Origin of the sequence: Streptomyces sp. NPDC048507 (assembly GCF_043199995.1) — a bacterium.
Taxonomy (GTDB): Bacteria; Actinomycetota; Actinomycetes; order Streptomycetales; family Streptomycetaceae; genus Streptomyces.
In genome coordinates this window covers 546,073-571,489 of record NZ_JBICWZ010000002.1, presented here as the reverse complement: position 1 = coordinate 571,489, position 25,417 = coordinate 546,073, and the positions used below count along the sequence as shown (strand labels likewise).

Genomic DNA, 25,417 nt, shown 5'->3' with positions numbered 1-25,417 from the left:
GGATTCGCCGGGGGACCGCGGAGCGGTTCCGGCGGGTATCCGGAGCGGGCCCGGGGTGTGCCTTCGCGGGGGCGGCCTCGGACGGCCTGCGGAATCGATTCCGCACGCGGTGGGCCGCCGGGGCGCGCCCGGTCGCACAATGGGCGCGCACGCCGACGGCACGGGCCGGGGGAGGCGCGACCTCCGGTCCCCGACGTCATCCGCCCGCCACCCGAGGGAGACCCGCACATGCCCGACCCCACCGCGCCGGACGCCCCCGCCCCCGATCCCGTCGATCCCGCTGGCCCCGCTGGCCCCGCTGGCCCCGCTGGCCCCGCTGGCCCCGCTGGTCCTGCTGGCCCCTCCGGCCCCGATATCGGTGCCGGCCGGAAGGGGTGGGCGCCCGTGGGAGCCGTCTCCCTCGGGATCTTCTGCCTGATCACCTCCGAGCTGCTGCCCGTCGGACTGCTCACCCCCGTCGGCGACGCGCTCGGCGTCTCCGAGGGGACCGCGGGCCTCATGGTCACCGTCCCCGGGGTCGTCGCGGGGCTCTGCGCGCCGCTGGTCACCGTCGGCACCGCCCGCGTCGACCGGCGTCACGTCCTGTGCGTGCTGATCGCCCTGATGGCCGCCGCCAACGCCGCCGCCGCGCTCGCCTCGACCTTCCCCGTGGTGCTGGCCGCCCGGCTGCTCGTCGGCGTCAGCGTCGGCGGGTTCTGGGCCGTCGCGGGCGGCCTCGCCGTGCGCCTCGTACCGCCGCGGCACGTCGGCCGGGCCACGGCCCTGATCTTCGGCGGCGTCCCCACCGCCTCGGTGCTCGGCGTGCCCGCGGGGACCCTGCTCGGCGAACTCGGGGGCTGGCGGACCGCCTTCGCCGCGGTCGGCGCCCTCGGCGCCGTCTCCCTGGCCGCGCTGCTCCTGCTGCTGCCCCCGCTGCCCCCGTCCCGCCGCGTGAGCGCCCGCGAACTGCCCGACGTGCTGCGGCGCAACCGCGGGGTCCGGACCGGAGTCGCCGTCACCTTCCTCGTGGTGACCGGCCAGTTCGCGGCCTACACCTTCGTGCGGCCCGTCCTGCGGGACGTCTCCGGAGTCGAGGCCGGCTACGTCAGCACCCTGCTCCTCGGCTACGGGCTCGCCGGAGTCGCCGGGAACTTCCTGGCCGGCCCGCGCGATCCCCGCCGGACGCTGCTCGCCGTCAGCGTCGCCCTGGGGGCGGTGCTGACGGCGATCGCCCTGGTACCGGGCCCCGTCCCCGGGACGGGGCTGCTGCTGGTGTGGGGGCTGGCGTACGGAGGGGTGTCGGTCAGCCTGCAACGCTGGATGCTCAAGGCCGCGCCGGGGGCCCCGGAGGCCGCCTCGGCGCTGATGGTGGCCATGTTCAACTTCGCCATCGCCGCGGGCGCGCTCGTCGGGGGCCTCGCCGTCGACCGGATCTCGGTCCCGGCCGCGCCGTTGACGGGGGCCGGGCTGATGGTGATCGCGGCGGGCACGGTCGGGACCGCGCTGCGGCGGGGGCGCCGCCGCCCCGGGCCCGGAGGATCGGAGGGTCAGCTTCCGCAAGGTCCGGAGGCCGGGGCGACGGTGCCGGGCGCGCGGGGCCGTACCGCCCCGAAGGGAAAGATGGGGCGGATCGGACATCCGGCTTGACCGGAGTGGCTCCGGACGGAAAGAGTCCGCTCAGGAAGCCCGGTCGAGACGCCCGGTCAAGAAGCACCGTATGAGCTGCACTTCGGAGATGACTGGCATGTCGACGACCGTCCGCCCCGCACCCGGTCGGGCCCTCCTCGGCGCTGCGCCCGCCCGGGCCGTGACGGGCGGCCGGTCCGGCGGGCCCTCCGCGGACCCCGCGCCGGCCGGCGCGGACACGACGGTCCCGGTCCCGATCGGCGGCGCCACCGCGCCGGCCGCGGGTCCGGGCACGGCCCCCGCCGCCCGGCGGCGCGGGGCCTGACCGGCGGGACGGGGCCGGTTCCGCACCGCCGCGCCGGCCCCGACCGTGCCGGGAGACGATCGTGTCCCCACACCCCGATGAGACCGGGCCCGACCCCGCCGACCCCCCGCTCGTGCGCCCCTACATAACCCCCTCCGCCCCCACCCCCGGGCACGCCGCCGACCAGGCCGGTGGTCGTACCGCCGGGTGGGCTGCCGGTCAACCCCCCGGGCGCGCTGACGGCCAAGCCCCGGGTCACGCCCCCGGACGCGCTGCCGGACCTGCCCCCGGGCACGGTGCCGGTCAAGCCGCTGGCCGTGCCCTCGGGCAGCCCGCCGGCCAGGCCGCTGCCCATGCCCCCGGGCACGCTGACGGCCAAGCCCCGGGTCACGCCCCCGGACCTGCCGCCGGGCACGGTGCCGGTCAAGCCGCTGGGCGTGCCCTCGGGCAGGTTGCTGGTCACGCCCCCGACGGTGCCCCCGGGCATCCCGCCGGGCTCGCCTCCGGACAGGCAGGTGGCCGCGCTTCCGGGCGTGCCACCGGACCTGCCGCTGGCCACGGTTCTGGGCATGCCGGCGGAGCCCCCGGGCGTACTGCCGGGCAGGTTGCCGGTCACGCCCCCAACCGCATCCCCCGGCATCCCGCCGGACTTGCCTCCGGACAGGCCGCGGGGCGTACTGCCGGGCAGGTTGCCGGCACCGCCCCCGACCATGCCCTCGCGCATCCCGCCGGGCAGGGCCCCGAGCATCGGGCTCGGGTCACGGTGGCCGGGGGTTCGCCGTTGGCCGGCGCCCGGCCCGCCCCGCCGTTTCCCGGAACCGTCCTCACGGCGGGCCCGCCCGCGCCCGGTCCGGCGTTGCCGGCCTGGCCCCTGGATCCGGCCGTGGGCCCGCGGCTCGTCGCGGGAGCCGCCGCGCCCGGACCGGCCGGGCCCGACTGGTCCCTCGGACCGGCCGTCGCCCCGGCCCCGCCCGCTCCGTCGGCACCCGAGAGCGGAGCCGCGCGGCGCGGTCACCGGCTGCCGATGGCCGCCCTCGCCCTGCTCGCGCTGGCTTCGGTGGCGGGGCTGCTGTTCCTGCTGCGCGACCCCGCGCCGGAGCCCGCGCCCGGTGTTCCGCACCCCGGACTGGCGCTGCCCGAGCTGCCCGCCCGCAGCCCCGGCGCCGAGGACTCCGCCGAGCCCGGCGACGGCGCCACCCCGCGCACCGGCGCGCCCTCCTCCTTGCCGTCCGGCTCCGGCGCGGCGGCCTCCCCGGGGTCTCCGCCCGCCGGGGCCCGGCCGTCGGGCGACCCCCGGACCCGTCCGTCCGGCCCGGGGTCCCCGAGCGCCCCCGCCGCGAAGCCGCCGGCCGGGGTCTCGGGAACCCTGCGTCCGGGGGACCGGGGGCCCGAGGTGCGCGCCCTCCAGGAACGGCTCTACGGGCAGGGGTTCACGTACGTCTCCCCGAACGGGGTCTACGACGAGCAGACGCGGCGCGGCGTCGCGCAGCTCCAGCGGGACCGCGACATCAAGGGCGACCCGAGCGGGACCTACGGTCCGGCCACCCGCGCCGCCTTCGGCTGAGCGGGTGCGGCCCGGTCCCGTTCACACCGCCCGGGCGGCGATGAGCCGGGCGCCACCGTCGGGCGCCCGCCTCCACGGTGTCCGGCTCGATCCGCCGGACCAGGGTGTCCCGGTCCGCGTCCAGGACGAAGTGGCGGACGGGGACCCCGGCCCCCTCCAAGCCCGTGCGGATCTCCGTCCAGTACCGCTCCACCAGCACCGACTGAGTGACGACCAGGATCCCGCCCACGTAGTCGAGCCGCTCAGCGGCCGCCCGCGACGCGCAGGACCGTCCCGGTCGTGTACGAGGCGTCCGCCGACAGCAGCCAGGCGACGGCCCCGGCGATCTCCTCCGGCTTGCCGGGCCGCCCCAGCGGGATCCCCGCCGCCGCCCGGGCGGGCCGGCCGGGATCGCCCATCGCCGCGTGCATGCCGGTCTCGATCATGCCGGGCGCCACCGCGTTGACCCGGACGCCGTCCGGTCCGAGCTCCTTGGACAGGCCCACCGTCAGCGCGTCGACGGCCGCCTTCGTCGCCGCGTAGTGCACGTAGTCCCCGGGACTGCCGAGGGTCGCGGCGGCCGAGGACACGTTGACGATGGCACCGCCGCCGCCCTCCGCCATGTCCCGCGCGGCCCGCCGGCAGCACAGCAGGTAGCCGAGCAGGTTCACCTCCACCACCCGGCGCAGGTCCTCGGCGCGGGCGTCGGCGAGCCGGCCGAGCGGTCCGGTCACCCCGGCGTTGTTGACCAGGCCCGTGACCGCGCCGAGTTCGGCCCCGGCGATGTCGAAGAGCCGCTCCACCGCGCACTCCTCGGAGGTGTCGCCGCGTACGGTCACGCACCGGGCGCCGGCCGCCCGTACCCGCTCGGCGACGGCCTCGGCCGCCGCACGGTCGTGCGCGTAGCCGAGCACCAGGTCGTGGCCGTCGGCGGCGAGCCGCACACTGGTCGCCGCGCCGATGCCGCGGCCGCCGCCGGTGACGACCGTGACCGGACGAGAAGACATGAGGGCCTCCTGAGAGCTGGACGTCGGGCCCGCCGGCCCTTCGGGCGCCGCAGGCTAACACCGCGATATTCGCTGGACCAGCGCAAAAGGACCGCCGGACAGTGGTGCGGCACCCACCCCACCCCTCATGAGGAGCCGCACCATGTCCACGCTGCGCGTCACCGTCGAACGCCTCACCGTCCTCGCACACCCGAACGCCGACGCCCTGGAGCTCGCCCAGGTCGGCCTCTACCGGGCCGTCGTCGCCAAAGGTGCCTTCCGTACCGGGGACTTCGCGCTCTATATACCCGAACAGGCCGTCCTGCCCGCAGCGTTGATCGAGGAGTTGGGGCTGACGGGACGGCTCGCCGGCAGTGCCCACGACCGGGTCCGGGCGGTCCGGCTGCGCGGCGAGCTCTCGCAGGGCCTGGTGTGCCGGCCGCGTGCCCTGGCCGCCGTGGACCTGGAGCTCGCGGCGAAGGAGGGCGTCGACTTCGCCGGGGCGCTGGGCATCGTCAAATGGTCGCCACCCGTGCCCACGTCGATGAACGGGGAGGTCGAGCCGGCCCCCGAGCTGCTGCCGTGGACGGACGTCGAGAACCTGCGGCGCCATCCGCACGTCTTCGAGGAGGGCGAGCCCGTCGTCGTGACCGAAAAGCTGCACGGCACCGCGTGCCTGCTGACGTACGTCGCCGGGGACGGGCGCGTCCTGGTCTCCTCCAAGGGCTTCGGAGCCAAGGGCCTCGGCCTCAAGGAGGACGACCGCAACCTCTACTGGCGCGCCGTACGCGGCCACGGCGTCCCGGGGGCCGCCGCCCGGCTGGCCGACCGGCTGGGCGCGACCCGGGTCGGGATCTTCGCGGAGGTGTACGGATCAGGGGTGCAGGACCTGGCCTACGGCGCCCGGGGCGGCGCGGCCGACGCGCCGCCCGGGTACGCGGTCTTCGACGTGTCCGCCGAGATCGACGGGCAGGTGCGCTGGCTGGACCCGGCGCTGGTGCTGGCCGACGGCGAACTCCCTCTGGTGCCGAGGCTCTTCGAGGGGCCGTACGTCCTGGCGGAGGTGTTGGAGCTGGCGAACGGCCGGGAGACCGTCTCGGGGCGCGGGCTGCACCTGCGCGAGGGGGTCGTGATCCGCGCGGCGACGGAACGCCACAGCCCGGTCACGGGCGGCCGCGCCCTCGCGAAGGCGGTCAGCCCGGCCTACCTCACCCGCAAGGGAGGCACGGAGTACGAGTGAGCGGGGGGCCGCACGCGAACGCACCCCTCTCGCCCGGGCGTTGACAGGACCGCGGATGCGTCGGAATCATGAGGGAGAGCGCTCTCCCAGCGCCCGCGACGACCGGAACGAGGGGCCCGTACATGCGTGACGGCGACGGCGGCGAAGTGGACCGGCTCACCGGCCGGCTGGACCTGCGCCGCCGGATCCGGCTGCTCACCGGCGCCGACACCTGGCGCACGCACCCCGAACCCGCCCTCGGGCTGGCCCCGCTGGTGTTCTCCGACGGCCCGGCCGGGGTGCGCGGGCCCGGCTGGGACGCCTGCGACACCTCCGCCCTGCTGCCGTGCCCCAGCGCGCTCGGCGCCCTCTGGGACGAGGACCGCGTCCGCGGGCTCGGCGAGCTCCTCGGCGACGAGGCCCGCCGCAAGGGCGTCCACGTCCTGCTCGCCCCCGCCCTGAACCTGCACCGCAGCCCCCTCGCGGGCCGCCACTTCGAGTGCTTCTCCGAGGACCCGCTGCTCGCGGGCCGTACCGGGGCGGCACTGATCCGCGGCGTCCAGTCGCGGGGCGTGGCCGCGACGGCCAAGCACTACGTCGCCAACGACTCCGAGACGCAGCGGCTCACCCTCGACGTACGGGTCGAGGAGCGGGTGCTGCGCGAGGTGTACCTCGCGCCGTTCGAAGCGGCGGTGCGGGCCGGGGTGTGGGTGGTGATGTCGGCGTACAACAAGGTCAACGGCGCAACCATGAGCGAGAGTTCCCTGCTCGCGGAGCCCCTGAAGGGGGAGTGGGGCTTCGACGGCGTGGTCGTCTCGGACTGGGGCGCCGTACGCTCCACGGCCGCGGCGGCGCTCTCGGCGCAGGACCTGGTCATGCCGGGGCCTGGGGGGCCCTGGGGCGAGGCCCTGGCGGAGGCGGTGGAGCGCGGCGATGTCCCCGTCGCAGCGGTGACGGAGAAGGTCCGCCGCCTGCTGCGCCTGGCCACCCGTGTCGGCGCCCTCGCGGCCGCCGGCCCGCGACCCACCCCGCACCCGGCCCCGGCGGGCGCGGGCCCGGCGTCCACGGGCGCCGCGGCCGGCGCCCCGGCGGGCGCAGTCCCGGGGGGCGCCGGACCGGGCCCCCGGCCGGCGGGCGGGGGCGCGCCGGCCGGGGGAGACGGGGACCCGGTGCGGGAGGGGTTGCGGGAGGCGGCCGCCGCGTCCTTCGTGCTGCTGGAGAACCGGGGCCTGCTGCCGCTCGACTCCGGGTCGCTGCGGCGGGTCGCCGTGATCGGGCGGCACGCCGTCGCGCCGCGCGTGCAGGGCGGGGGGAGCTCCGAGGTGTTCCCCCACGGGGCGGTCACCCCCCTCGCCGGGCTGCGGGCCGCGCTGCCCGACCGGGTCCGGATCGCGTACGAGCCCGGGCCGCAGCCCGCCGCCGATCCGGAGCCGGTCGGCCCGCGGCACGCCCGGGATCCCGCGACCGGGGCCCCCGGGGTGCGGCTGCGGGTGCTCGACGCCGACGGGGCCGAGCTGGCCGCCCGCGCGCAGCCCTGCGGCCGAGTCCTGGAGCCCGAACTGCCCCCGGGATCCGCCACCGTCGAGCTCACCGCCCTGCTCCACCCCGACGTCACCGGGCCCTGGACCCTGGCCCTCGGCGGCTTCGGCCCGCTCCGGCTCACCGTGGACGGGGCGGCCGTCCTGGAGGGCGAGTTCCCGCCCGGCACGGACGACCCCGCCGTCATCCACGTCCGGCCGCCCCTGCACACCGCCCGCGTCCACCTCACCGCCGGCCGCCCCGTCCGCGTCGTCGCCCGCCGCGGGCTGGCCCCCGGCACCGGCCGCGCCACCGTCCTCGCCGCCGCTCCGCCGCCCGTCGGTCCCGCCCGGGCGTCGGCCGCCGCGCTGGAGGCCGCCCGCGGGGCCGACGCCGTCGTGGTGGTCGTCGGCACCGACGAGGGAGGGGAGTCGGAGGGGCGCGACCGTGACACGCTCCGCCTGGACCCCGGGTACGGGCGGTTCATCGGCGAGATCGCCCGCGCGAACCCCCGTACGGTCGTCGTCGTCAACTGCGGCGGGCCGCTCGAACTGCCCTGGCGCGCGGCCCCCGCCGCCGTGCTCCTCACCTGGTTCCCCGGCCAGGAGGGCGGCGCCGCCCTCGCCGACGTGCTCCTCGGCCGCGCCGAACCGGGCGGCCGGCTCCCCACCACCTGGCCCGCCGCCCTCGACGACGCCCCCGTCCGCACCACCCGCCCCCGCCGGGGCGTCCTCCCGTATGAGGAGGGCCTCCACATCGGGTACCGGGCCTGGCTGCGCTCCGGCACGGCGCCCGCCTACTGGCTCGGGCACGGACGGGGCTACACCACCTGGGAGTTCGAGGAGATCGGCAGCCCCGAGCCGGCGCCCGGCGGCTACGAGGTCCCCGTGCTGCTGCGCAACACGGGCGGCCGGCGCGGCCGGGAGGTGGTCCAGCTCCACCTGGCCCGCCCCGGCTCGACGGTCGAGCGCCCCGCCCGCTGGCTCGCCGGCTGGGCGGCCGTGGAAGCGGACCCGGGAGCGGCGGTCACCGCCCGCGTACGGGTACCCCTGCGGGCCCTGGAGCACTGGTCGGCGCGCACCCGCGGCTGGGAGCTGGAGCCGGGCCGCTTCACGCTGCTGGCCGGTCGCACCGCGGGCGACCTCCCGCTGCGCTCCGTCCTCGACACCGGGGCGCGGCGCAGCCGCTGACACCGGGACGGGCGGGCGGCGCTACAGTGCCGCCATGGACACGGGGCGGGGGCGTACGGGCACGGGCGCGGCGACGGGGTCGGCGCCGACCCTGGAGGACGTGGCCCGGGCGGCCGGGGTGTCGCGGGCAACGGTGTCCCGCGTGGTCAACGGGGTCCGCAACGTTGACCCGGCGATCCGGGAAGCGGTCCGGCGGGCCGTCGCCGCGACCGGGTACGTGCCCAACCGCGCGGCCCGCTCGCTCGTGACCCGGCGCTCCGGGGCGGTGGCCCTGGTGGTCTCCGGGACGGGAGCCGGAGCCGGAGCCGCAAGCGGAGCCGGGGCCGGAGCGGGCCGGGACGGCGACTCCGACGCCGTCGCGCGCGTCTTCCAGGACCCGTTCTTCGGACGGGTCACCGGTGCCGTCGTCCAGGCGCTGCGGCCGCGCGGGGTGCACCCGGTGCTGATGTTCGCCGACGCTGCGGAGGACCGGGCGCAGGTGCTGGCGTACCTGGGGCAGGGCGGCGCCGACGGGGCGCTGCTTGTCACCACGCACGCCGACGACCCGTTGCCCGGGATGCTCGCCGGGGCCGGTCTGGCGGCGGTGCGGTTCAGCCGCCCGGAGCCCGGCGCGCCACCGCTGGACTGGGTCGACCTGCGCCACCGCGAGGGCGGGGCCCTGGCCGCCGGGCACCTGGCGGGGCGGGGCAGGCGACGGCTCGCGGTGATCGCGGGCCCGGGGCGGCTGGCGGCGAGCCGGGAGCGCGTGGCGGGGTTCCTGGGCGGGGCCGGGCCGGCGACGCCCGTCGTGGAGGGCGACTTCACGGTGGAGGGCGGTGAGCGGGCGATGCGCCGACTGCTCGCCGAACGGCCCGATCTGGACGGGGTGTTCGCCGCCAACGACCTCATGGCCCAGGGGGCCTGTCTGGTGCTGGGGGAGCACGGGCGGCGGGTCCCGGACGACGTGGCGGTGGTCGGCTTCGACGATTCCAGCGCCGCCACGGCCGGCCGGCCCCGGCTCACGACGGTCCGCCAGCCGGTGGAGGCGATGGCGACGGAGATGGTCCGCCTGCTCCTCGACCGCCTCGCGTCCCCCGCCGCACCCCCGGCGGAGGTGCTGTTCGCCCCGTCCCTGATCGTCCGCGACTCGGCCTGACCCCCGCCTGACCCCCACCGGGGGGCTGCTGCCGGTGCCCCTCACTGCTCGCTGACGTCCGCGCCGACGATCACGCCGCCGGACACGGTGTACGTCCCCCCGTACGTCCGTGCCGTGCCGTCCGTCTGCAGCGCACGGATCACGACCCGGACCCGGCCCCCGCCCACCGCGTCCGCCCGGCCGAGCGAGATCGAAGCCGTCGTGTCGTAGCCCGCCACCCACTTCGCGTAGGAGGTGTGGGCGATGTACTTGCCGCCGCGTTCCCAGGCCGCCGCGAAGTCCCCGTCCGCGAGTTCGCGGTAGTAGGCCTCGACGACCCGGTTCTCGTCCGGATCATCCGGATCGTCCGGATCGCCGGGACTCGGCTCGGCCGGGGCCGGGGCGGGCCCGCTCACCGCTGCGGAGGGAAGGTCGGAAGGAGTGACGGACGGGAGCTCGGTGGGCATGGACGGCGCCGGGACGGAGGGCGGGAGAGCGGCCGGTGGCGTCCACGCGCCGGCGCCCCCTTCCTCCGGCAGCCCGCTCGGCGCACCCGCCACCCGCTCTCCGGGCGTGGGCGTCGAGGCGATGAGGACCGCCGCGCCCCCGCCGCCCACCACGACGAGGGCTGCCACCAGCCACGGCAGCCACCGGGGCAGGACGGTGAATCCGACGCGGACGTACTCGGACCCGTCGGGCCGGGAAGACGGCGACGGCGAGGACGGCCTGGTCATCACAGGGCTCTGATCGCCTCGTCGATCGGCTGCGCGAGGGAGACCAGCGCGGTGAAGCCCGTCACCGCGCTCAGGAGCGCCCGCGCGAGCATCCGCAGCTTGCCCAGGCGCCGCCCCTCGGAGCCGAGTTCCTCGCGCGCGTCCTCGGCTATCTCGATCAGATCGGCACGGTCGGGGTGGTCGGAACGGCCCAGTTCGTCGATCAGCCGGGAGACCATGTCCCGGATCTCGTGGGCCGGGGGCCGGCCGCCGTCGCCGATCTCCGTCGAGCCGCTGCTGCGCACCTCGGCCCGCGCGCTCCTGCCGCTGGCCACCGCGGAGGGGACGACCTGCGAACCCCCCGTGGCGACGATCCCGTCGTTGTTCCGCATGTCCATCCTCGTCCCTCGTCCCTCGTCCCTCGTCCCGGTCAGTCCAGTTTCACGCGCGGAATCATCTTGAGGATCTTCGACGAGACCTTGGAATTCTCGCCCGAGGCCACCGAACTGGCCTGCACGCTCGCCCCGTGACTCGCGATGATCCCGTGATTGATGATCAATTCCTGCCGCTGTACGAGCTCGTCGGTGTGGATGCCGTGCGCCTCGGCGAATTCCACGACCGCGTTCAGCACCCTCTTCTCGATCGCCTTGAGGACCATGACGCTGTCCGCTTCCTGGAAATACCGCTGGTGGCCGTTGTCCGCGACGTTGCGGCGCACCGCCTGCCGGGCCCCGTAGTCGAAACGGCGCATCTGCGTGATCAGTCTGTTCTGTTTCCGGACGCGGAAATACATCCAGAAGTCGGGGGCGAATCCCGTGATCGCGCGCACGGGGGAGGCCAGGAGCATGGCCACCGTGGGAAGCACGGTGTCGAGCGCGAGCTTCAGGACCGCGGACAGCGGCGGGCCGGGCATCAGGGTGTCGATGACCCGGTAGGCGTCGCGCGGGGGGAACAGCACCGTCGGCACCGCCTCCACGACGAGGCTGGAGTCCGAGCGGACGAAGCGGACGAACAGCGACGTCACCAGCTCGCCTCCCCAGCCCGTGGAGTGCACGGCGAGGTAGGGCCGGACCTTCTCCTCTGGTGCGCGCTTGAGCCCCTCCATCACCCGGGCGCTGACGGCGGCGACGGGCCGCCCGAGCGGGTCGGGAAGGAGGCGCCGGTCCTCCCGGACGGCCGAGCCGTCGACGAAGAGCCGTTCCTCGATCTCCAGACAGGGCAGGCCCAGCGTGGCGGCCCGTGCCGCGACGTGCGCGTACAGGTCGGTGACGTCGAAGTCCTCCGGCTCCGTCCCGGGGCGGCTCGGCGAGGTGACGTCGAAGGCCAGGGACCACGATTCACGGGCCGTCCCGTACCCGTCGAACGGCGAATAGCCGCTGTAGGTGGTGACGTTCCCCTCCGCGTACGCGGCGGTCTCGCGCAGCCGCGCGGCGACCGTCGCGCTGATCGGGTCGGGAGCGGCCGCGGGGTCGAAGAGGTCCGGACGCAGGCTCTGCATGGGGAGCCCGTACCGGGTGGCGTACTCGAACGAGAACACCGTCAGCCAGGCCAGCAGCAGGAGGAGCACCGTGATCTGGGGGATCCCCACGGCCAGGAAGAAGACGACGAGGAACAGCAGCAGGAGCGCGAGCACGATGTCCCGCGCGTGCCTGCGGGCGTTGGCGAAGTACGCGTGCCTCAGCACCACCGGAACGTCGCACGCCGGGGCCGGGGCCACCGCCAGATGCGGCTCCGCGGCCACCCCTTTCACGAGGGCGTCCGCGTAGGCGCGGTCCAGGTACACGGCCGCACACAAATACCTCGTCACTTCCCGGCTGCCGCCCCATCCCGGTGCCGTGCCGCGACGCGCGGGGGCCGAACCCGTCATGACGCCCTCCCGTTCAAGCCATTCCCCTGCCGCCCGTTCACCCAGTGCTTCGCCGAGCGTGCCGGGGGGCACTGCAATGCTGATGAATTTCCGATGACGCGCTCGAAGGGGACCACGTGGAGGGGGAATCTCCGCAGCCGCTCACGATCGGGCTGCTCGGACCGGTACGGGCACGGCGGGGCGGGACGCCGCTGCCCCTGGGACCCGTCCGCCGCCAGGCGGTGCTGGCCGCCATGGCGTTGCGCCCCGGCACCACCGTGAGCCACGAGGACCTGCTCGCGAGGGTGTGGGGGACGGAGCCGCCCGGCTCCGGCCACCGGGTGCTGGCGACCTACGTCTACGCGCTGCGCAAAGCCCTCGACCCCCGGGGGACGGGGCTCGACGATTCGGTGATCCGCAGCAGCCAGGGCCGGTAGGGCCTAGCCCGCGACCGGATCCGGGTCGACGTGGCCGACCTGGCGGACCTGACCGTGCAGGCCAGGGAGGCCCGTCGGGTGAAGGACGGCGGTGACCTGGTCACGGCGCTGGCCCGGCTGACCGACGCCCTCGCGCTGTTCCGGGGGGAGCCCCTGGCCGGGCTTCCGGGGCCGTACGCGCGGGCCGAACGGCGGCGCCTGGCGCAGCGGCAGCGGGCGCTGCGGTCGGAGCGGCTCGAATGCCTCCTGCTGCTGGGCCGGGCGGCCGAGGCCCTGGACGGTCTGGCCGCGCTGTCCGCCGCCGAGCCGTACGACGAGTCGCTGCTGGCCCTGCACATGCGCGCCCTGTACGCCGGGCAGCGCCAGGCCGAGGCCCTCACCGCCTACCAGGGCATGCGGGAACGGCTGCGCGACGAGCTCGGAGTCAGCCCCGGCGAGGCCCTGGTCCGGGTCTACGAGGCGGTCCTGCGCCGCGACGAAGCGTTCCTCCTCGGCCCGACGGCCGCCCTGCCCCCGGCCGGCCCGCCGCCCCTCCCCGTCCCGCCGCCGCCGCGCCGGCCGGTCAGTGAACTCCCCGGCCGCAGCGGCCTCCTCGTCGGACGGCAGCGCGAACGGGACCTGCTGACCGCCCCGTTCGGGTCCGGCTCCGTGGGCGTCGTGGCCGTCGACGGCATCGCCGGGGTCGGCAAGACGGCGCTCGTGGTCCACGGCGCCCACGACCTGCGCGACCGCCACCCCGACGGCTGCCTCTTCGTCGACCTGGGCACCCACAGCCCCCGGCGGCAGAAGTTCTCGCCCCAGCGCGCACTGCGGCGGCTGCTGCGCACGATCGGCACCGCCGGCAGTGAGGTGCCGACCGATCTGGACGAACTCACCGCCGCCTGGCGTGCGGCGACCAGCCCGCTGCGGCTGCTCCTCGTCCTGGACGACGCCCTGACGAGCGCGCAGGTCCGGCCGCTCCTGCCGGCCGGACCGGGAAGCACGGTGATCGTGGCCAGCCGGCAGCGGCTGTCCGAACTGGACGCCGACCGGCGCATCACGCTGGATCCGCTGGGCGCGGACGACGCACAGGCCCTGCTGGGGCACCTCGTCGGCGAGGAGCGCGCGGCCGGGGAGCGGCCGGCGACGCGCGAGCTGGCCCGGTTGTGCGGCGGCCTGCCCCTGGCCCTGCGCATCGCCGGGACCCGCCTGCAGACCCGTCCCGCGTGGACCTTCGCCCATCTCGTGGACCGCATGGCGGACGACGACCGCAGGCTCGGGGAGCTCCAGGCCGGGTACCGCAGCGTGGAGTCGGCCTTCCGCCTGTCGTACGAACAGCTGACCCCCCTCCAGCAGCAGGCGTTCCGTGCCCTGGGACTGACGCCGACCAGCGAGTTCGACGTCCTGACCCCGGCGGCCATGCTGGGCCGGCCGGCCCGCGAGGCCGAGCGGCTCCTGGAGGGCCTGGTCGACACGAGCCTGGTCCAGCAGCCGCGTCCGGGGCGCTACCGGCTGCACGATCTCGTACGGGTCCACGCCCGGCGGCTCGCCCGGGCCTCCCCGGCCGAAGCGGATGCGGCGCGCGGCGCCGTGCTCCGCCTCTACGTCGAGGCCGGCCGCAGCGCCAGCGACTGGGGCTCCGGCGGCTTCCGCACCGGGCCGTCCGCGACGGGCACGTTCGCGGACTGGTCCGAGGCCAGCGCCTGGCTGGACGCCGCCGGCCCGGAACTCGCCGACGTCGTCGGCCACGCGGCGGACCTCGGCGAAGCCGACCTCGCGTGCTGGATCGCCGAGGCGCTCACCGACCACTTCGTGCGCCGGGGCCGCTACCACGAAGGCCGTACCGCCCTGGAGACGGCCCTCCCCCAGGCGGAGCGCGCCGACGACCGGCGGATGGCGTCCGCGCTGCGCAACTGCACGGGCGTCATCGGCATCTACCAGGGCGCGCCCGCCCGGGCCCGAGCGGCGTTCGCCGAGGCCCTGGAGCTGAGCCGGCGGTACGCGGACCGGGGCGAGGAAGCGCGCGCCCTCACCGGGATCGGGACCGCCGAACTGAACGAGGGCCGCCCGGGCCGGGCCGTCGCCCCCGTCACCGCGGCGGTGGAGCTGGCCCGGCGGCTGGAGGACGAATGGCTGGCGGCGACGGCGCTCTGCGTGCTGGGCACCGCCCACCGCGCGCTGGGACGGACCGGTGACGCGCTGCGCTGCCTGGACGAGGCCGCCGTCCGCGCCGAGGCGAACGGCCGTCCCACGATGATCGGCAGGGCCCTGGGCTGCGCGGCCGAGGTCCACCTCGGCCTCGGCCGGTTCGCCGAGGCCAAGGCGTTGCTGGTGCGGGCGGCGCACCTGGTCCGGCGGGCCGGCGACATCCCGCTGACCGCGATCACCTTGAGCATGCTGGGCACGGCGGAGCTGGGCGAGGGCAACCCGGAGGCGGCCCTGGCCCTCCATCCGGAGGCGCTGTCGTGGATCCGGTCGCTGTCCCCGCCGAACGAACCCGACCGGACCCGGATGGAGATGGAGATCCGCGGCAGGCTGGGCCGCGCCTACGCGGCGACGGGCCGGGTCCGCGAGGCGGGGCAGCAGTTCCGCACCGTCCTCGGGTTCCCCGGTGCGGGCTCCTACCCCGCGGAGCGGGCGCTCGCTCTCGCCGGCCTGCGGGAGTGCGAGGCCTCCCCGGCTCCGTGAGGCCGGCGGCGGCGGCCGTCCGGGGCGGGCAACCCGGCCGTCCGCGGGCTACCCGGTCGCCCGCCCCCCGCCGCGGACCTCCAGGGACGTCTGCCAGCCCGGCTGCTCCACCGGCGGTTCGGGCAGCGGGCGGCGGCCGCCCGCCGTGAAGAACGCCGACAGGGGGAGGGTCGCCGCGCCCACCGTGACGGCGTCCGGGCCCAGCGCGCTCAGGTCGATCGACACCCGTGCGGCCGGATGCGGCAGCGCGTAGCGGGTGGCGTGCTCGCGGACCGCGGGCAGGACGTGCGGGCCCAGCATCAGCCCCGCCCAGCCGCCGATCAGGATCCGTTCCGGCTTGAACAGGTTGATCAGGTCGGACAGCCCCGCGCCCAGGTACTCCGCCGTCTCCTCCAGCACCTCCCGCGCGAGCGCGTCCCCCGCCCCCGCCGCCGCGAGCAGGGCGGCCAGTGCCTCCTCCTCGTCGGCCGCCGCACCGGCCGCGTACGCCGCGCCACCGCCCCGTTCCGCCCAGCGGGCGAGCACCGACTCCGCTCCCGTGTAGGCCTCCAGGCAGCCCAGCGCCCCGCAGCGGCAGCGCCGCCCGCGCACCGACACCGTGAGGTGGCCCCATTCCAGGGCGGTGCCCGAGCCGTCGGTGATCAGGCTGGCGCCGACGCCCGAACCGAACAGGACCACCACGGCCTCCCGCGCGCCCCGGCCGGCCCCGAACCACATCTCGGCCTGGCCCAGGGTGCGGGCGCCGTTGTCGATGAGGTAGGGGACCTCGTCCGGGAGGGCCCGCGTGGCGCGCAGCAGTGCCTCCAGCGGCACCGCGTCCCAGCCGATGGTCTGCCCGTGCACGACGGTCCCGCCCGGGGCGTCGCGGTCGACGATGCCGGGCACGCCCACCCCGACGCCGAGCAGCCGCTCGGTGCTCACGCCGGCCTCCGCGAGGACGGTGGCGATGCCGGTGCGGACGTGGTCCACGATCGGTCCGACGTCGTAGCAGCCGCGTGGCGACAACGGCAGGTCCGTGCGGGCGAGTTCGGTCAGGGTGAGGTCGAACAGCTCGACCCGGACCCGGGTTTCGCCGACGTCCACGCCGATCATGTGCGCGCTGGCGGGGGAGACCCGCAGCAGCGTACGGGGCCGTCCGCCGTCGGAATCGACGACGCCGGCCTCCTCCAGGAGTCCGTCCGCGATCAGTTCCCCGACCACGTTGCTGACGGAGCCGGAGCTCAGTCCGGTCGCCGGACCCAGTTCCTGACGGCTCATCGGCCCGCCGAAGTACAGCTGCCGGAGCACTGCGCTGCGGTTGCCGCGCCGCAGGTCCCGTACCGTCCGTCCGCCCCGCAATGTGGTCATCTGGCCCCTTCCGCCCGTGACTTCGCTCGCAACATACCCCTGCGGGACCCCTTGACGCGACCCTTTCCCGAGGCTTAACTCACGTCCTAAATTAAGGCCTGGACGCAAACGGGCGCCACCGGGGCCAGGGGCCACACCCCCGGCGCCCGCCCGCCGGCCTTCCCACGACCCTGACGAAAGGGGCCGATCCGCCATGCGCAGAACCCGAGCCGCCGCAACCGCCGCCGTGACAGCCACCCTCCTCGCCGCCACCGCCACCGCGTGCGGCGGCGGCACCGCCGACAGCGGGGGCGGATCCAACACCGCCCCCAAGGAGCTCACCTACTGGGCCTCCAACCAGGGCCCCGACATCGCGGCGGACCAGGCGGTCCTCGGCCCCGAGCTGAAGAAGTTCGAGCAGCAGACCGGCATCAAGGTGAAGCTGGAGGTCGTCCCCTGGTCGGACCTGCTCAACAGGATCCTCGCCGCGACCGCCTCCGGCCAGGGACCGGACGTCCTCAACATCGGCAACACCTGGTCCTCCTCCCTCCAGGCCACCGGCGCCCTGCTGCCCTGGGACGCGAAGAACTTCGACGCCATCGGCGGCAAGGAGCGCTTCGTCGCCTCCGCCATCGGATCCGCCGGCGCCGTCGGCCAGGACCCGGCCGCCGTCCCCCTCTACTCCATGGCGTACGCCCTCTACTACAACAAGAAGATGTTCCAGGAGGCGGGCGTCGACAAGCCCCCGGCCACCTGGGACGAGATGGTCAGCACGGGCCGCAAGCTCTCCAAGGACGGCAAGTGGGCCCTGGGCGCCGAGGGCTCCAACCTCTCCAACAACATCCACCAGGCCTTCGTCTTCTCCCAGCAGCACGGGGCCGCCTTCTTCGACGCCGCGGGCAAGCCCGTCTTCGACAGCCCGGCGAACGTCGACGCCGTCAAGCAGTACGTCGACCTCATGGCCAAGGACAAGATCATCGCTCCGGGCAACGCGGAGTACGACAAGAACCAGTCGCTCCAGGACTTCGCCAACGGCAAGACCGCCATGGTCCTGTGGCAGAGCGCCGCCACCAGCTTCAAGGCCAACGGCATGAAGGACGGCGACTGGGGGGTCGCCCCCGTACCCGTCCCGGCCGGCGGGACCCCCGGCTCCGGCACGAACACCAACTCCATGGTCGCCGGCATCAACATGGCCGTCTTCAAGAACACCGACAACCTCGACGGCGCCCTGAAGTTCGTCAAGTTCATGACCGGCGACGAGGAGCAGAAGCTCCTGAACAAGACCTACGGCTCCGTCCCGCCCGTCAAGGCCGCCCAGAGCGACCCCGCCTTCGCCGCCGACGACCTCACCGTGCTCCGCGAGACCCTCGCCACCAGCGCCGCGCCCCTCCCGCAGGTGCCGCAGGAATCCCAGTTCGAGACCGCGGTCGGGACCGCGGTCAAGGAGCTCTTCGCCGACGCCGCGGCCGGCCGCCCCGTGACCACCGAATCGGTCAAGGCGAAGCTCACCAAGGCCCAGCAGCAGATGTCGAACTGAGCCCGGCCCCCGCGATGACCACCGCGCCCACCACCCTTCCCCCCGGCACCACGCCCCCCTCCAAGCGCCGCGGCGCACCCCCGGCCGGGCGCCCCCGCCGCCGGGGCGGCCCGCGCCACCCCGGCCGGGCCCGCCGCACCGCCCTGCCCTACCTGCTGCTCCTGCCCGCGCTCGTACTCGAACTGCTCGTCCACCTGGTCCCGATGGTCATGGGCATCGTGGCGAGCTTCCGCGAACTCACCCAGTTCCACATCCGGGACTGGACCGGCGCGCCCTGGGCCGGCTTCGACAACTACCGGCTCGCCGTCGACGTCAACCGGCCCGTCGGCGAGGCCCTGCTCCGCTCCTTCCTCACCACCTGCCTGTTCACCCTGCTCTCCGTGGCCCTGTGCTGGCTGATCGGCACGGCCGCCGCCGTGTTCATGCAGGAGACCTTCCGCGGCCGCGGGATCCTGCGCGCCCTCTTCCTGGTCCCGTACGCGCTGCCCGTGTACGCGGCCGTCATCACCTGGTCGTTCATGTTCCAGCGCGACAACGGCCTGGTGAACCACGTCATCCACGACCAGCTGGGCATCGGCGGCACCGAACACACCTTCTGGCTGCTCGGCGACAACAGCTTCTGGGCCCTGCTGACCGTCTCCGTCTGGAAGGGCTGGCCCTTCGCCTTCCTCATCGTGACGGCCGCACTGCAGAACATCCCCCGGGAGCTGTACGAGGCCGCCGCGCTGGACGGCGCGAACACCTGGCAGCAGATCCGCCGGATCACCCTGCCCTCCGTCGGCCCGGTCAACCAGGTCCTGGTCCTGGTGCTGTTCCTGTGGACGTTCAACGACTTCAACACGCCCTTCGTGCTGTTCGGCAAGTCCGCCCCCGAGGCCGCCGACCTGATCTCCCTGCACATCTACCAGTCCAGCTTCGTCACCTGGAACTTCGGCACCGGCTCGGCCATGTCCGTCCTGCTGCTGCTCTTCCTGCTGCTGGTCACCGCCGTCTACCTGGTCGTCACCACCCGAGGAAGGAGGCACGACGATGCCGGCCGCTGAACGCGATCCGCTCCGCCCGCCCGCGTCCTTCCGGGCCCTGCGGGCCGTCTTCCTGACCCTGCTCGCCGGATTCGTCCTGCTGCCCGTCTACGTGATGGTCACCAGCTCCCTCAAGCCGCTGGAGGACGTCGCCGGAAGCTTCCGCTGGATCCCCAGCGGACTCACCGTCCGCCCCTACGTGGACATCTGGCACACCATCCCGCTCGCGAAGTACTTCGTGAACTCGCTGATCGTCGCGGGCGCCGCCACCGTCTGCTCCGTCGTCGTCGCCGTCTTCGCGGCCTACGCCGTCAGCCGCTACCGCTTCCGCGGCAAACGCCTCTTCACGGTCACGGTCCTCTCCACCCAGATGTTCCCCGGCATCCTCTTCCTGCTCCCGCTGTTCCTCATCTTCGTGAACATCGGGAACACCACCGGCGTCGCGCTCTACGGCTCCCGGGGCGGCCTGATCCTCACCTACCTCACCTTCTCGCTGCCCTTCTCCATCTGGATGCTCATCGGATACTTCGACTCCGTCCCCAGGGACCTGGACGAAGCCGCCACCGTGGACGGCTGCGGCCCCCTCGGCGCCCTCTTCCGCGTCGTGGTCCCGGCCGCCGTCCCCGGCATCGTCGCCGTCGCCGTGTACGCCTTCATGACCGCCTGGGGCGAGGTGCTCTTCGCCTCCGTCATGACCAACGACACCACCCGCACCCTCGCCGTCGGACTGCAGGGCTACTCCACGCAGAACGACGTGTACTGGAACCAGATCATGGCCGCCTCGCTCGTCGTCAGCATCCCCGTCGTCGCCGGATTCCTGCTGCTGCAGCGCTACCTGGTGGCCGGACTCACGGCAGGAGCCGTCAAGTGACCCTCTCCGAAAGCCTCCCCACCACCGCGCGCCCCACCACAGCCCGCCCCGCCGCCCCGGCCGAGCACGCGAGCGGCATCGACCTCGCCGCCCTGCCCCGCGACTTCGCCTGGGGCACCGCCACCTCCGCCTACCAGATCGAGGGCGCCGTCGCCGAGGACGGCCGTTCCCCCTCCATCTGGGACACCTTCTGCCGCACCCCCGGCGCCGTCCACGGCGGTCACACCGGCGACACCGCCTGCGACCACTACCACCGCTGGCAGGACGACATCGCCCTGATGCGCGGGCTCGGGACCAACGCCTACCGGCTCTCGGTCGCCTGGCCCCGCGTCCTGCCCGGCGGCGACGGCCCCGTCAACGCCAGGGGCCTCGACTTCTACGACCGGCTCGTCGACGGGCTCCTCGCCGCCGGCATCGCCCCCTCCGTCACCCTCTACCACTGGGACCTGCCCCAGACCCTCCAGGACCGCGGCGGCTGGCCCGAGCGGGCCACCGCCGAGCACTTCGCCGCCTACGCGGGCACGGTGGCCGCCCGGCTCGGCGACCGGGTCACCCAGTGGGCCACCCTCAACGAACCCCTGTGCTCCGCCTGGATCGGCCACCTGGAGGGGAAGATGGCGCCCGGCCTGCGCGACCTGACCGCCGCCGTCCGCGCCTCCTACCACCTCCTGCTCGGCCACGGCCTCGCCGTCCAGGCCGTCCGGGCCGCCGCCCCCGGAGCCCGGATCGGCATCGTCAACAACCTCTCCACCGTCGAACCCGCCACCGACACCGACGCCGACCACGAGGCCGCCCGGCGCATGGACGGCCACGTCAACCGCTGGTGGCTCGACCCCGTCCACGGCCGGGGCTTCCCCGCCGACATGCGCGAGGTCTACGGCGTCGACCTCCCCGAACGCCCCGGCGACCTCGCCGCCATCGCCGCCCCCCTGGACTGGACCGGACTGAATTACTACTTCCCCCAGGTCGTCACGGCCGACCCGGCCGGCCCCGCCCCCCACGCCCGGCAGATCGAACGGCCCGGCGTCCCGCGCACCGGCATGGACTGGGAGGTCGACGCGAGCGGCATCGAGACCCTCCTGATGCGCCTCACCGAGGAGTACGGGGCCCGCCGCATCCACGTCACCGAGAACGGCTCCTCCTACCCGGACGCCGTCGGCCCCGACGGCAGCGTCCACGACCCCGACCGGGCCGCGTACCTGACCGCCCACCTGGCCGCCTGCGCCCGCGCGGCCCGCCGCGGCGCCCCGCTGGCCGGCTACTACGCCTGGTCGCTGCTCGACAACTTCGAATGGGCCTACGGCTACGACAAGCGCTTCGGCCTCGTCCACGTCGACTACGCCACCCAGCGCCGCACCGTGAAGTCCAGCGGCCGCCACTACGCGGAGGTGATCGCAGCCCACCGGGCCCTGTGAGCCCGGGGCCCCGCCGCAGCCACCCACCGGACCCCCGCCGCACCGCACCCGCCGCGCCGCACCCGCCCCGCCTCCCGGGGCGGGTGCGGCCTTTCGTGATGGGATGGGGAAGGGGTTCTTCCACACGGCCGGACGAAAGGGCGCACTCATGCCGCAGGACACCGGGGCCACCATGCGGGCGATGACGTACGAGACCTACGGCGGGACGGAGGTGCTCTCCGAGACCAGGCAGCCCGTGCCCAAGGTCGGCCCGGGCGAGGTCCTCGTCCGCGTCCGCTACGCCTCCGTCAACCCCGTCGACTGGAAGATCATGGCGGGTGGCCTCGACGCCCTGATGGACGTCGTCCACCCGGTCGTCCCCGGCTGGGACGTGGCCGGCACCGTCGAGCGGGTCGGCATCGACACCCCCGAGTTCACGGCCGGCGACGAGGTCATCGCCTACGCCCGCAAGGACTACGTGCACGGCGGCACCTTCGCCGAGTACGTCACCGTCCCCGTCCGGGCCCTCGCGCCCAAGCCGCACGCGCTCAGCTGGAAGCAGGCGGCCGGTCTGCCGCTCGCCGGACTCACCGCCTACCAGCTCCTCACCCGGCTCGGCGCCGGCGAGGGCGACACCGTCCTGGTCCACGGAGCGGCCGGCGGCGTCGGCTCGCTCGGCGTGCAGATCGCCCGGGCCCTCGGCGCCCGCGTCATCGGCACCGCCTCCCCGCGCAACCACGACCGGCTGCGCGAACTGGGCTGCGAACCCGTCGCCTACGGGGACGGCCTCACCGAGCGGGTCCGCGCCCTCGCCCCCGACGGCGTGTCCGTCGTCGCCGACTTCGTCGGCGGCGTCCTCGACGTCACCCGGGCCGTGCTGGCCGAAGGCGGCCGGCACGCCTCCATCGCCGACGACGCCGTCCTCGGCGCGGGCGGTCAGTGGATGTGGGTCCGCCCCGCGGGCCTCGACCTCAGGGCCCTGGGCGCCCTCGCCGACGCGGGGCAGCTGACCGTCACGGTCGCCGAGACCTTCCCGCTCGCCGACCTCGCGGCCGCCTTCGCCCTCAGCCAGGCCGGACACACCGCCGGCAAGATCGTCATCGAGGTCTGAGCCGGCCCGGGCCCGGCCCCGGCCCCGGACGCACGACCGCGCGCCGCCCGGCGGGGTACGGGGGCGGCGCGCGGAGTGGTGGGCCCGGCCGGACGGTCGGGCGCGGACCTCAGGCGTAGACGCCGAAGTGGAACAGGGAGTAGCCGTAGCCCGTCCCGCGCTGCGTCAGCTCCAGCCGGACGTAGCGGCCCGAGGCGGCGAGGCCGAAGTCGTCGATCCCGCCGTCACCGGCCGCGGTCGCGTACGCCGTCCGCCAGTTCTGGCCGTCGTCCGACACCCGGATGGTGTACGCCTTCCCGTACGCCGTCTCCCACACCAGCTGGGCGTGCTTCAGCTGCTTCACCGAGCCCAGGTCCACCTGGAGCCACTGCGGATCGGCCCAGGTGCTCGCCCAGCGGGTGTCGGCGCGCCCGTCGGTGGCCAGCTGGGGGCCGCAGGGGCAGCCCCCGTACCCGTCGTTCTGGTAGGTGGACGCCGTGGTGGGCCGGTTCAGGGCCACGTCGGTACCCGCCACCGGGGGCGGGACCACCCGTACCGACCGCTGCTCGACGCCCACGTTGCCCCGCCCGTCCTTCACCTTGACGTACAGCTTCCACACCCCGGTCTTCGCGGGCGCCGTGACCTTCAGGGTGCCGCCGCCGAGGTGGACCGAGGGGACGGAGACCAGACCATTGCCGCCGTCCACGTACTTGCCGCCCCACAGGACCTCGTAGGCCAGTTGGTCGTTCTCCGGGTCCCTCGCCGGAGCCTGGACGGTGATCTCCTGGCCCGCCGGGACGGCGGAGGCGTCGGCCACGGCCGGGACCTGCACCGTGGGCGGCAGGTTGTCCCCGGCGGTGTTCCCGCCGAACGCCCGCTTGACCGCGTAGTAGGACGCGCGGCGCTCGCCGGCCGGGGTCAGGTTGAACCAGTGACCGCCGAAGTCGTACTCCGTGCCGTAGTGGAAGAGCGTCGCGCCCAGGGCAACTCCGCGGTGGCCGCTCACGCAGTTCCAGGCGTTGGTGTAGCCGTCGGCCTTGGCCTGGTCGCCGGGCTCCAGCGGGACCCCGTTGGCGTCGTTCGCCACCTCCCACTCACCGGCCGGGCCCGTCTCGGTGACGAGGTACGGCTTGGTGTAACCACCTTGCTCCCAGGCCGATTTGATGCCGCAGACCTCCTTGTAGGAGTTGACGGAGTACAGGTCCAGGGCGGGCGAGTTGCGCTTGTAGTACGTCCAGGCCCCCACCCAGGCGTCGGTGGAGGTGACGGGGTGGTTGGCGTCGATGGCGTGGATGGCCTTGGCCACGTCGTTGACGAAGGTGGTGTAGGCGTTGCGCTGGTTCTCCAGCTCGGTGCCGGCGTAGCAGTTCTGCAGCCCGAGGACCGACTCGTTGCCCACGTTCCACATCAGCACGGCCGGGTGGTCGCGGTAGGTCTGCACCCACTTGCTGAACTCGGCCAGCATGGTGTTCTTGTAGGCCGTGTCGGTGACGTAGTTGGTGCAGCCGCCGCTGCCCGGGCCGCCGCCCGGCTGGAGCCAGAAACCGGCCACCACCTTGATGTTGTTGGAGGCGGCTGCGTCGAAGAGCTGGCGGCTGGTGCCGTCGGTGCCCCAGGTGCGGATCGTGTTCGCGCCGAGGGACTTCACGTCCGGCAGCAGCCGGGCCGCGTCCGCCGGGGACGGGCCCCAGGTGACGCCCTTGACCGTGTACGGGGAACCGTCGACGGAAAGCTGCCAGTTGCCCTGGCCGCCGGTCACCTTGACCACGCTGCCGGCTGCCTGCGCGGGAGCGGCGGGAAGTGCGGTCACGGCGCCCGCGAGCAGCGCGGCCGTGACGAGGGAACGCATGCGGGAGTGCATGCAGGGCCTCCTTGGAGGGGGTGGGGGGAGGGAGGGGGGCGCGCCCGTCACGGGAGCCGGTAGTCGGGGCCCAGGACGGCGCCCGCCGCCGGGTGGGTCTCGTCGTAGCCGCGGGCGTTGCACTGGAGGCCGCCCTTGATGCAGTGCTCCACCAGGGCGTTCAGCGTCCGGTCGTCCCAGGCGTTGAAGAAGTCGTAGTGGAAGGAGTGCCCGCTGCCGCTGGAGAGCCTGACCTGCGACATGTCCCCGCTGACGGGGAAGGCCATCTTGAACTCGACCATAGGCAGGGCGACGGGGTGGTCGGCGGGGCAGACGTTGTCGTTGGTGCCGGGCTTGACCACCGGATAGGCCATGTGCGCCTTGTGGTCCGGGGTGTCGAGGTACTTGCCGTCCCAGCAACTGGGCGACTGCATACGGATGTTGAGCTGGGTTCCGGCCGGGCAGTTGGCCGGGAACTCGACGTTCTTGAAGCTGTCCCCGCACTCCCAGCCCTCGACCCAGCCCCGGTGGCCGCGGAACTCCGCCGCCGTCTGGGTCGGACTGCCGACGACGAAGCGCAGGCCCTTGGGGAAGGGGCGCACGCTGGTGTAGTCGGTGACGCCCGTCTTGTAGTAGATGACCTGCGGCCCGGTCGGGAGCACCTTGGTGGCGCCGTTGAACAGGGACGGCATCCAGTACCCGGACAGGTCGCCGGGCGCGTTGCAGGCCGTGCCGCCGGCGCTGAGCGAGGCGGTGGTGCTGAAGGCGTCGGTGGTGGTGTTGCCCATGAAGGTGTGGTCGTGCGAGGCGCCCGGCCGGCCCGCGAAGACGATCGGGTCGTCCGGCGCGGTCCGCGAGACCGCGCAGTTGGCCTGGAACTCGTGGAAGTAGCGGTCCGGCGGGTTGTTCCAGGACGGGCTGACGCCGGTGACCTGGGGGACCGCGGGGATGTAGCCGTCGCCGTCGGGGTCGTCGCCGGTGGCGAGCGGCGCGGCGGCGGCGTGCGCGGCGTGGGGGAGTGCGGCGCCGGAGTCGGGGGTGGCCTGGGCGGTCAGGGAGAGGCCGCCCAGCCCGGCGACGGTGACGGCGAAGGCCGTGGACACCAGCAGGGCGGACAGGGTGCGTGAACGGAGTTTCATGTTGCTCCTCCTTGGGAGAGCGCTCTCTCGTTCGATCCGCAAAACGCGGGGCGGCG

Annotated in this window: 20 protein-coding genes; 13 read left to right on the top strand and 7 right to left on the bottom strand. The window is 74.9% G+C overall.

Annotation, left to right across the window (positions count from 1 at the left end):
* Positions 1 to 384 precede the first annotated feature (384 nt).
* From ACGFXC_RS07680 to ACGFXC_RS07670, 3 genes are all read left to right on the top strand, one after another.
* Positions 385 to 1,626, top strand: a complete 1,242-nt coding sequence (locus ACGFXC_RS07680) for an MFS transporter (RefSeq protein WP_393710507.1) — start codon at positions 385 to 387, stop codon at positions 1,624 to 1,626.
* Positions 1,627 to 1,723: 97 nt separating this feature from the next.
* Positions 1,724 to 1,930, top strand: coding sequence for a hypothetical protein (locus tag ACGFXC_RS07675; protein WP_393710505.1), 207 nt, complete (start codon positions 1,724 to 1,726; stop codon positions 1,928 to 1,930).
* 862 nt (positions 1,931 to 2,792) lie between these two features.
* A complete protein-coding gene (locus tag ACGFXC_RS07670; protein ID WP_393710503.1) occupies positions 2,793 to 3,473 on the top strand; it encodes a peptidoglycan-binding protein in 681 nt (226 codons plus the stop codon).
* Between the two features lie 242 nt (positions 3,474 to 3,715).
* Here the strand turns inward: ACGFXC_RS07670 and ACGFXC_RS07665 are convergent, their stop codons facing one another.
* Positions 3,716 to 4,459, bottom strand: coding sequence for an SDR family NAD(P)-dependent oxidoreductase (locus tag ACGFXC_RS07665; RefSeq protein WP_393710501.1), 744 nt, complete (start codon positions 4,457 to 4,459; stop codon positions 3,716 to 3,718).
* A gap of 142 nt (positions 4,460 to 4,601) precedes the next feature.
* On the opposite strand from ACGFXC_RS07665, the gene ACGFXC_RS07660 reads away from it, so the two are divergent.
* The 3 genes from ACGFXC_RS07660 to ACGFXC_RS07650 all read left to right on the top strand — a co-directional run bounded on the left by ACGFXC_RS07660 (position 4,602) and on the right by ACGFXC_RS07650 (position 9,500).
* Positions 4,602 to 5,678: an RNA ligase (ATP) gene (locus ACGFXC_RS07660; RefSeq protein WP_393710499.1), complete on the top strand. Its 1,077-nt coding sequence runs from the start codon at positions 4,602 to 4,604 to the stop codon at positions 5,676 to 5,678.
* A 122-nt stretch (positions 5,679 to 5,800) separates the two neighbouring features.
* Positions 5,801 to 8,365, top strand: a complete 2,565-nt coding sequence (locus tag ACGFXC_RS07655) for a glycoside hydrolase family 3 C-terminal domain-containing protein (RefSeq protein ID WP_393710497.1) — start codon at positions 5,801 to 5,803, stop codon at positions 8,363 to 8,365.
* 34 nt (positions 8,366 to 8,399) lie between these two features.
* Positions 8,400 to 9,500: a LacI family DNA-binding transcriptional regulator gene (locus ACGFXC_RS07650; protein WP_393710495.1), complete on the top strand. Its 1,101-nt coding sequence runs from the start codon at positions 8,400 to 8,402 to the stop codon at positions 9,498 to 9,500.
* Between the two features lie 41 nt (positions 9,501 to 9,541).
* On the opposite strand, the gene ACGFXC_RS07645 is transcribed toward ACGFXC_RS07650, so the two are convergent.
* Genes ACGFXC_RS07645 through ACGFXC_RS07635 form a run of 3 tightly spaced genes read right to left on the bottom strand, consistent with a single transcriptional unit; the run spans position 9,542 to position 11,975 of the window.
* Positions 9,542 to 10,213, bottom strand: a complete 672-nt coding sequence (locus ACGFXC_RS07645) for a hypothetical protein (RefSeq protein ID WP_393710493.1) — start codon at positions 10,211 to 10,213, stop codon at positions 9,542 to 9,544.
* Positions 10,213 to 10,584 (bottom strand): hypothetical protein, encoded by a 372-nt coding sequence (locus ACGFXC_RS07640; protein WP_393710492.1) that lies wholly within the window; start codon positions 10,582 to 10,584, stop codon positions 10,213 to 10,215. Before ACGFXC_RS07640 ends, ACGFXC_RS07645 begins: the two co-directional genes overlap by 1 nt.
* A 38-nt stretch (positions 10,585 to 10,622) precedes the next feature.
* Positions 10,623 to 11,975, bottom strand: a complete 1,353-nt coding sequence (locus tag ACGFXC_RS07635) for a zinc ribbon domain-containing protein (RefSeq protein WP_393710491.1) — start codon at positions 11,973 to 11,975, stop codon at positions 10,623 to 10,625.
* A gap of 200 nt (positions 11,976 to 12,175) precedes the next feature.
* Between ACGFXC_RS07635 and ACGFXC_RS07630 the strand changes: the two genes are divergently transcribed.
* Together ACGFXC_RS07630 and ACGFXC_RS07625 are read left to right on the top strand one after the other, a co-directional pair.
* Positions 12,176 to 12,475, top strand: a complete 300-nt coding sequence (locus tag ACGFXC_RS07630; RefSeq protein WP_393710489.1) for a winged helix-turn-helix domain-containing protein — start codon at positions 12,176 to 12,178, stop codon at positions 12,473 to 12,475.
* Between the two features lie 30 nt (positions 12,476 to 12,505).
* Complete coding sequence (locus ACGFXC_RS07625; protein ID WP_393710487.1) at positions 12,506 to 15,142, top strand: ATP-binding protein; 2,637 nt, start codon at positions 12,506 to 12,508, stop codon at positions 15,140 to 15,142.
* Positions 15,143 to 15,190: 48 nt separating this feature from the next.
* Here the strand turns inward: ACGFXC_RS07625 and ACGFXC_RS07620 are convergent, their stop codons facing one another.
* Positions 15,191 to 16,489 carry an ROK family protein gene (locus ACGFXC_RS07620; protein WP_393710486.1) on the bottom strand — a complete coding sequence of 433 codons (1,299 nt, stop codon included), beginning with the start codon at positions 16,487 to 16,489 and terminating at the stop codon, positions 15,191 to 15,193.
* 193 nt (positions 16,490 to 16,682) lie between these two features.
* Between ACGFXC_RS07620 and ACGFXC_RS07615 the strand changes: the two genes are divergently transcribed.
* The 5 genes from ACGFXC_RS07615 to ACGFXC_RS07595 all read left to right on the top strand — a co-directional run bounded on the left by ACGFXC_RS07615 (position 16,683) and on the right by ACGFXC_RS07595 (position 22,403).
* Positions 16,683 to 18,005 (top strand): ABC transporter substrate-binding protein, encoded by a 1,323-nt coding sequence (locus ACGFXC_RS07615; RefSeq protein ID WP_393710484.1) that lies wholly within the window; start codon positions 16,683 to 16,685, stop codon positions 18,003 to 18,005.
* A gap of 14 nt (positions 18,006 to 18,019) precedes the next feature.
* Positions 18,020 to 19,048 (top strand): carbohydrate ABC transporter permease, encoded by a 1,029-nt coding sequence (locus ACGFXC_RS07610; RefSeq protein ID WP_393710483.1) that lies wholly within the window; start codon positions 18,020 to 18,022, stop codon positions 19,046 to 19,048.
* Positions 19,035 to 19,898 (top strand): carbohydrate ABC transporter permease, encoded by an 864-nt coding sequence (locus ACGFXC_RS07605; RefSeq protein WP_393710481.1) that lies wholly within the window; start codon positions 19,035 to 19,037, stop codon positions 19,896 to 19,898. Before ACGFXC_RS07610 ends, ACGFXC_RS07605 begins: the two co-directional genes overlap by 14 nt.
* 77 nt (positions 19,899 to 19,975) lie before the next feature.
* Positions 19,976 to 21,313: a GH1 family beta-glucosidase gene (locus tag ACGFXC_RS07600; protein WP_393710934.1), complete on the top strand. Its 1,338-nt coding sequence runs from the start codon at positions 19,976 to 19,978 to the stop codon at positions 21,311 to 21,313.
* Between the two features lie 172 nt (positions 21,314 to 21,485).
* The gene (locus ACGFXC_RS07595) at positions 21,486 to 22,403 is read left to right on the top strand and encodes an NADP-dependent oxidoreductase (RefSeq protein WP_393710932.1); all 918 of its coding nucleotides are present in this window, start codon (positions 21,486 to 21,488) and stop codon (positions 22,401 to 22,403) included.
* Positions 22,404 to 22,512: 109 nt separating this feature from the next.
* Here the strand turns inward: ACGFXC_RS07595 and ACGFXC_RS07590 are convergent, their stop codons facing one another.
* Both ACGFXC_RS07590 and ACGFXC_RS07585 read right to left on the bottom strand, forming a co-directional pair.
* Positions 22,513 to 24,243 (bottom strand): discoidin domain-containing protein, encoded by a 1,731-nt coding sequence (locus tag ACGFXC_RS07590; protein WP_393710480.1) that lies wholly within the window; start codon positions 24,241 to 24,243, stop codon positions 22,513 to 22,515.
* Between the two features lie 47 nt (positions 24,244 to 24,290).
* Positions 24,291 to 25,361, bottom strand: coding sequence for a DUF1996 domain-containing protein (locus ACGFXC_RS07585; protein WP_393710478.1), 1,071 nt, complete (start codon positions 25,359 to 25,361; stop codon positions 24,291 to 24,293).
* Positions 25,362 to 25,417: the final 56 nt, after the last annotated feature.

Excerpts from the sequence above, each read along its gene's own strand:
- ACGFXC_RS07640 (WP_393710492.1), bottom strand. The coding sequence starts at position 10,584 with ATGCGGAACAACGACGGGATCGTCGCCACGGGGGGTTCGCAGGTCGTC.
- ACGFXC_RS07660 (WP_393710499.1), top strand. The coding sequence starts at position 4,602 with ATGTCCACGCTGCGCGTCACCGTCGAACGCCTCACCGTCCTCGCACAC.
- ACGFXC_RS07675 (WP_393710505.1), top strand. The coding sequence starts at position 1,724 with ATGTCGACGACCGTCCGCCCCGCACCCGGTCGGGCCCTCCTCGGCGCT.
- ACGFXC_RS07585 (WP_393710478.1), bottom strand. The coding sequence starts at position 25,361 with ATGAAACTCCGTTCACGCACCCTGTCCGCCCTGCTGGTGTCCACGGCC.
- ACGFXC_RS07595 (WP_393710932.1), top strand. The coding sequence starts at position 21,486 with ATGCGGGCGATGACGTACGAGACCTACGGCGGGACGGAGGTGCTCTCC.
- ACGFXC_RS07605 (WP_393710481.1), top strand. The coding sequence starts at position 19,035 with ATGCCGGCCGCTGAACGCGATCCGCTCCGCCCGCCCGCGTCCTTCCGG.
- ACGFXC_RS07650 (WP_393710495.1), top strand. The coding sequence starts at position 8,400 with ATGGACACGGGGCGGGGGCGTACGGGCACGGGCGCGGCGACGGGGTCG.
- ACGFXC_RS07655 (WP_393710497.1), top strand. The coding sequence starts at position 5,801 with ATGCGTGACGGCGACGGCGGCGAAGTGGACCGGCTCACCGGCCGGCTG.
- ACGFXC_RS07615 (WP_393710484.1), top strand. The coding sequence starts at position 16,683 with ATGCGCAGAACCCGAGCCGCCGCAACCGCCGCCGTGACAGCCACCCTC.
- ACGFXC_RS07620 (WP_393710486.1), bottom strand. The coding sequence starts at position 16,489 with ATGACCACATTGCGGGGCGGACGGACGGTACGGGACCTGCGGCGCGGC.
- ACGFXC_RS07590 (WP_393710480.1), bottom strand. The coding sequence starts at position 24,243 with ATGCACTCCCGCATGCGTTCCCTCGTCACGGCCGCGCTGCTCGCGGGC.
- ACGFXC_RS07610 (WP_393710483.1), top strand. The coding sequence starts at position 18,020 with ATGACCACCGCGCCCACCACCCTTCCCCCCGGCACCACGCCCCCCTCC.
- ACGFXC_RS07665 (WP_393710501.1), bottom strand. The coding sequence starts at position 4,459 with ATGTCTTCTCGTCCGGTCACGGTCGTCACCGGCGGCGGCCGCGGCATC.
- ACGFXC_RS07645 (WP_393710493.1), bottom strand. The coding sequence starts at position 10,213 with ATGACCAGGCCGTCCTCGCCGTCGCCGTCTTCCCGGCCCGACGGGTCC.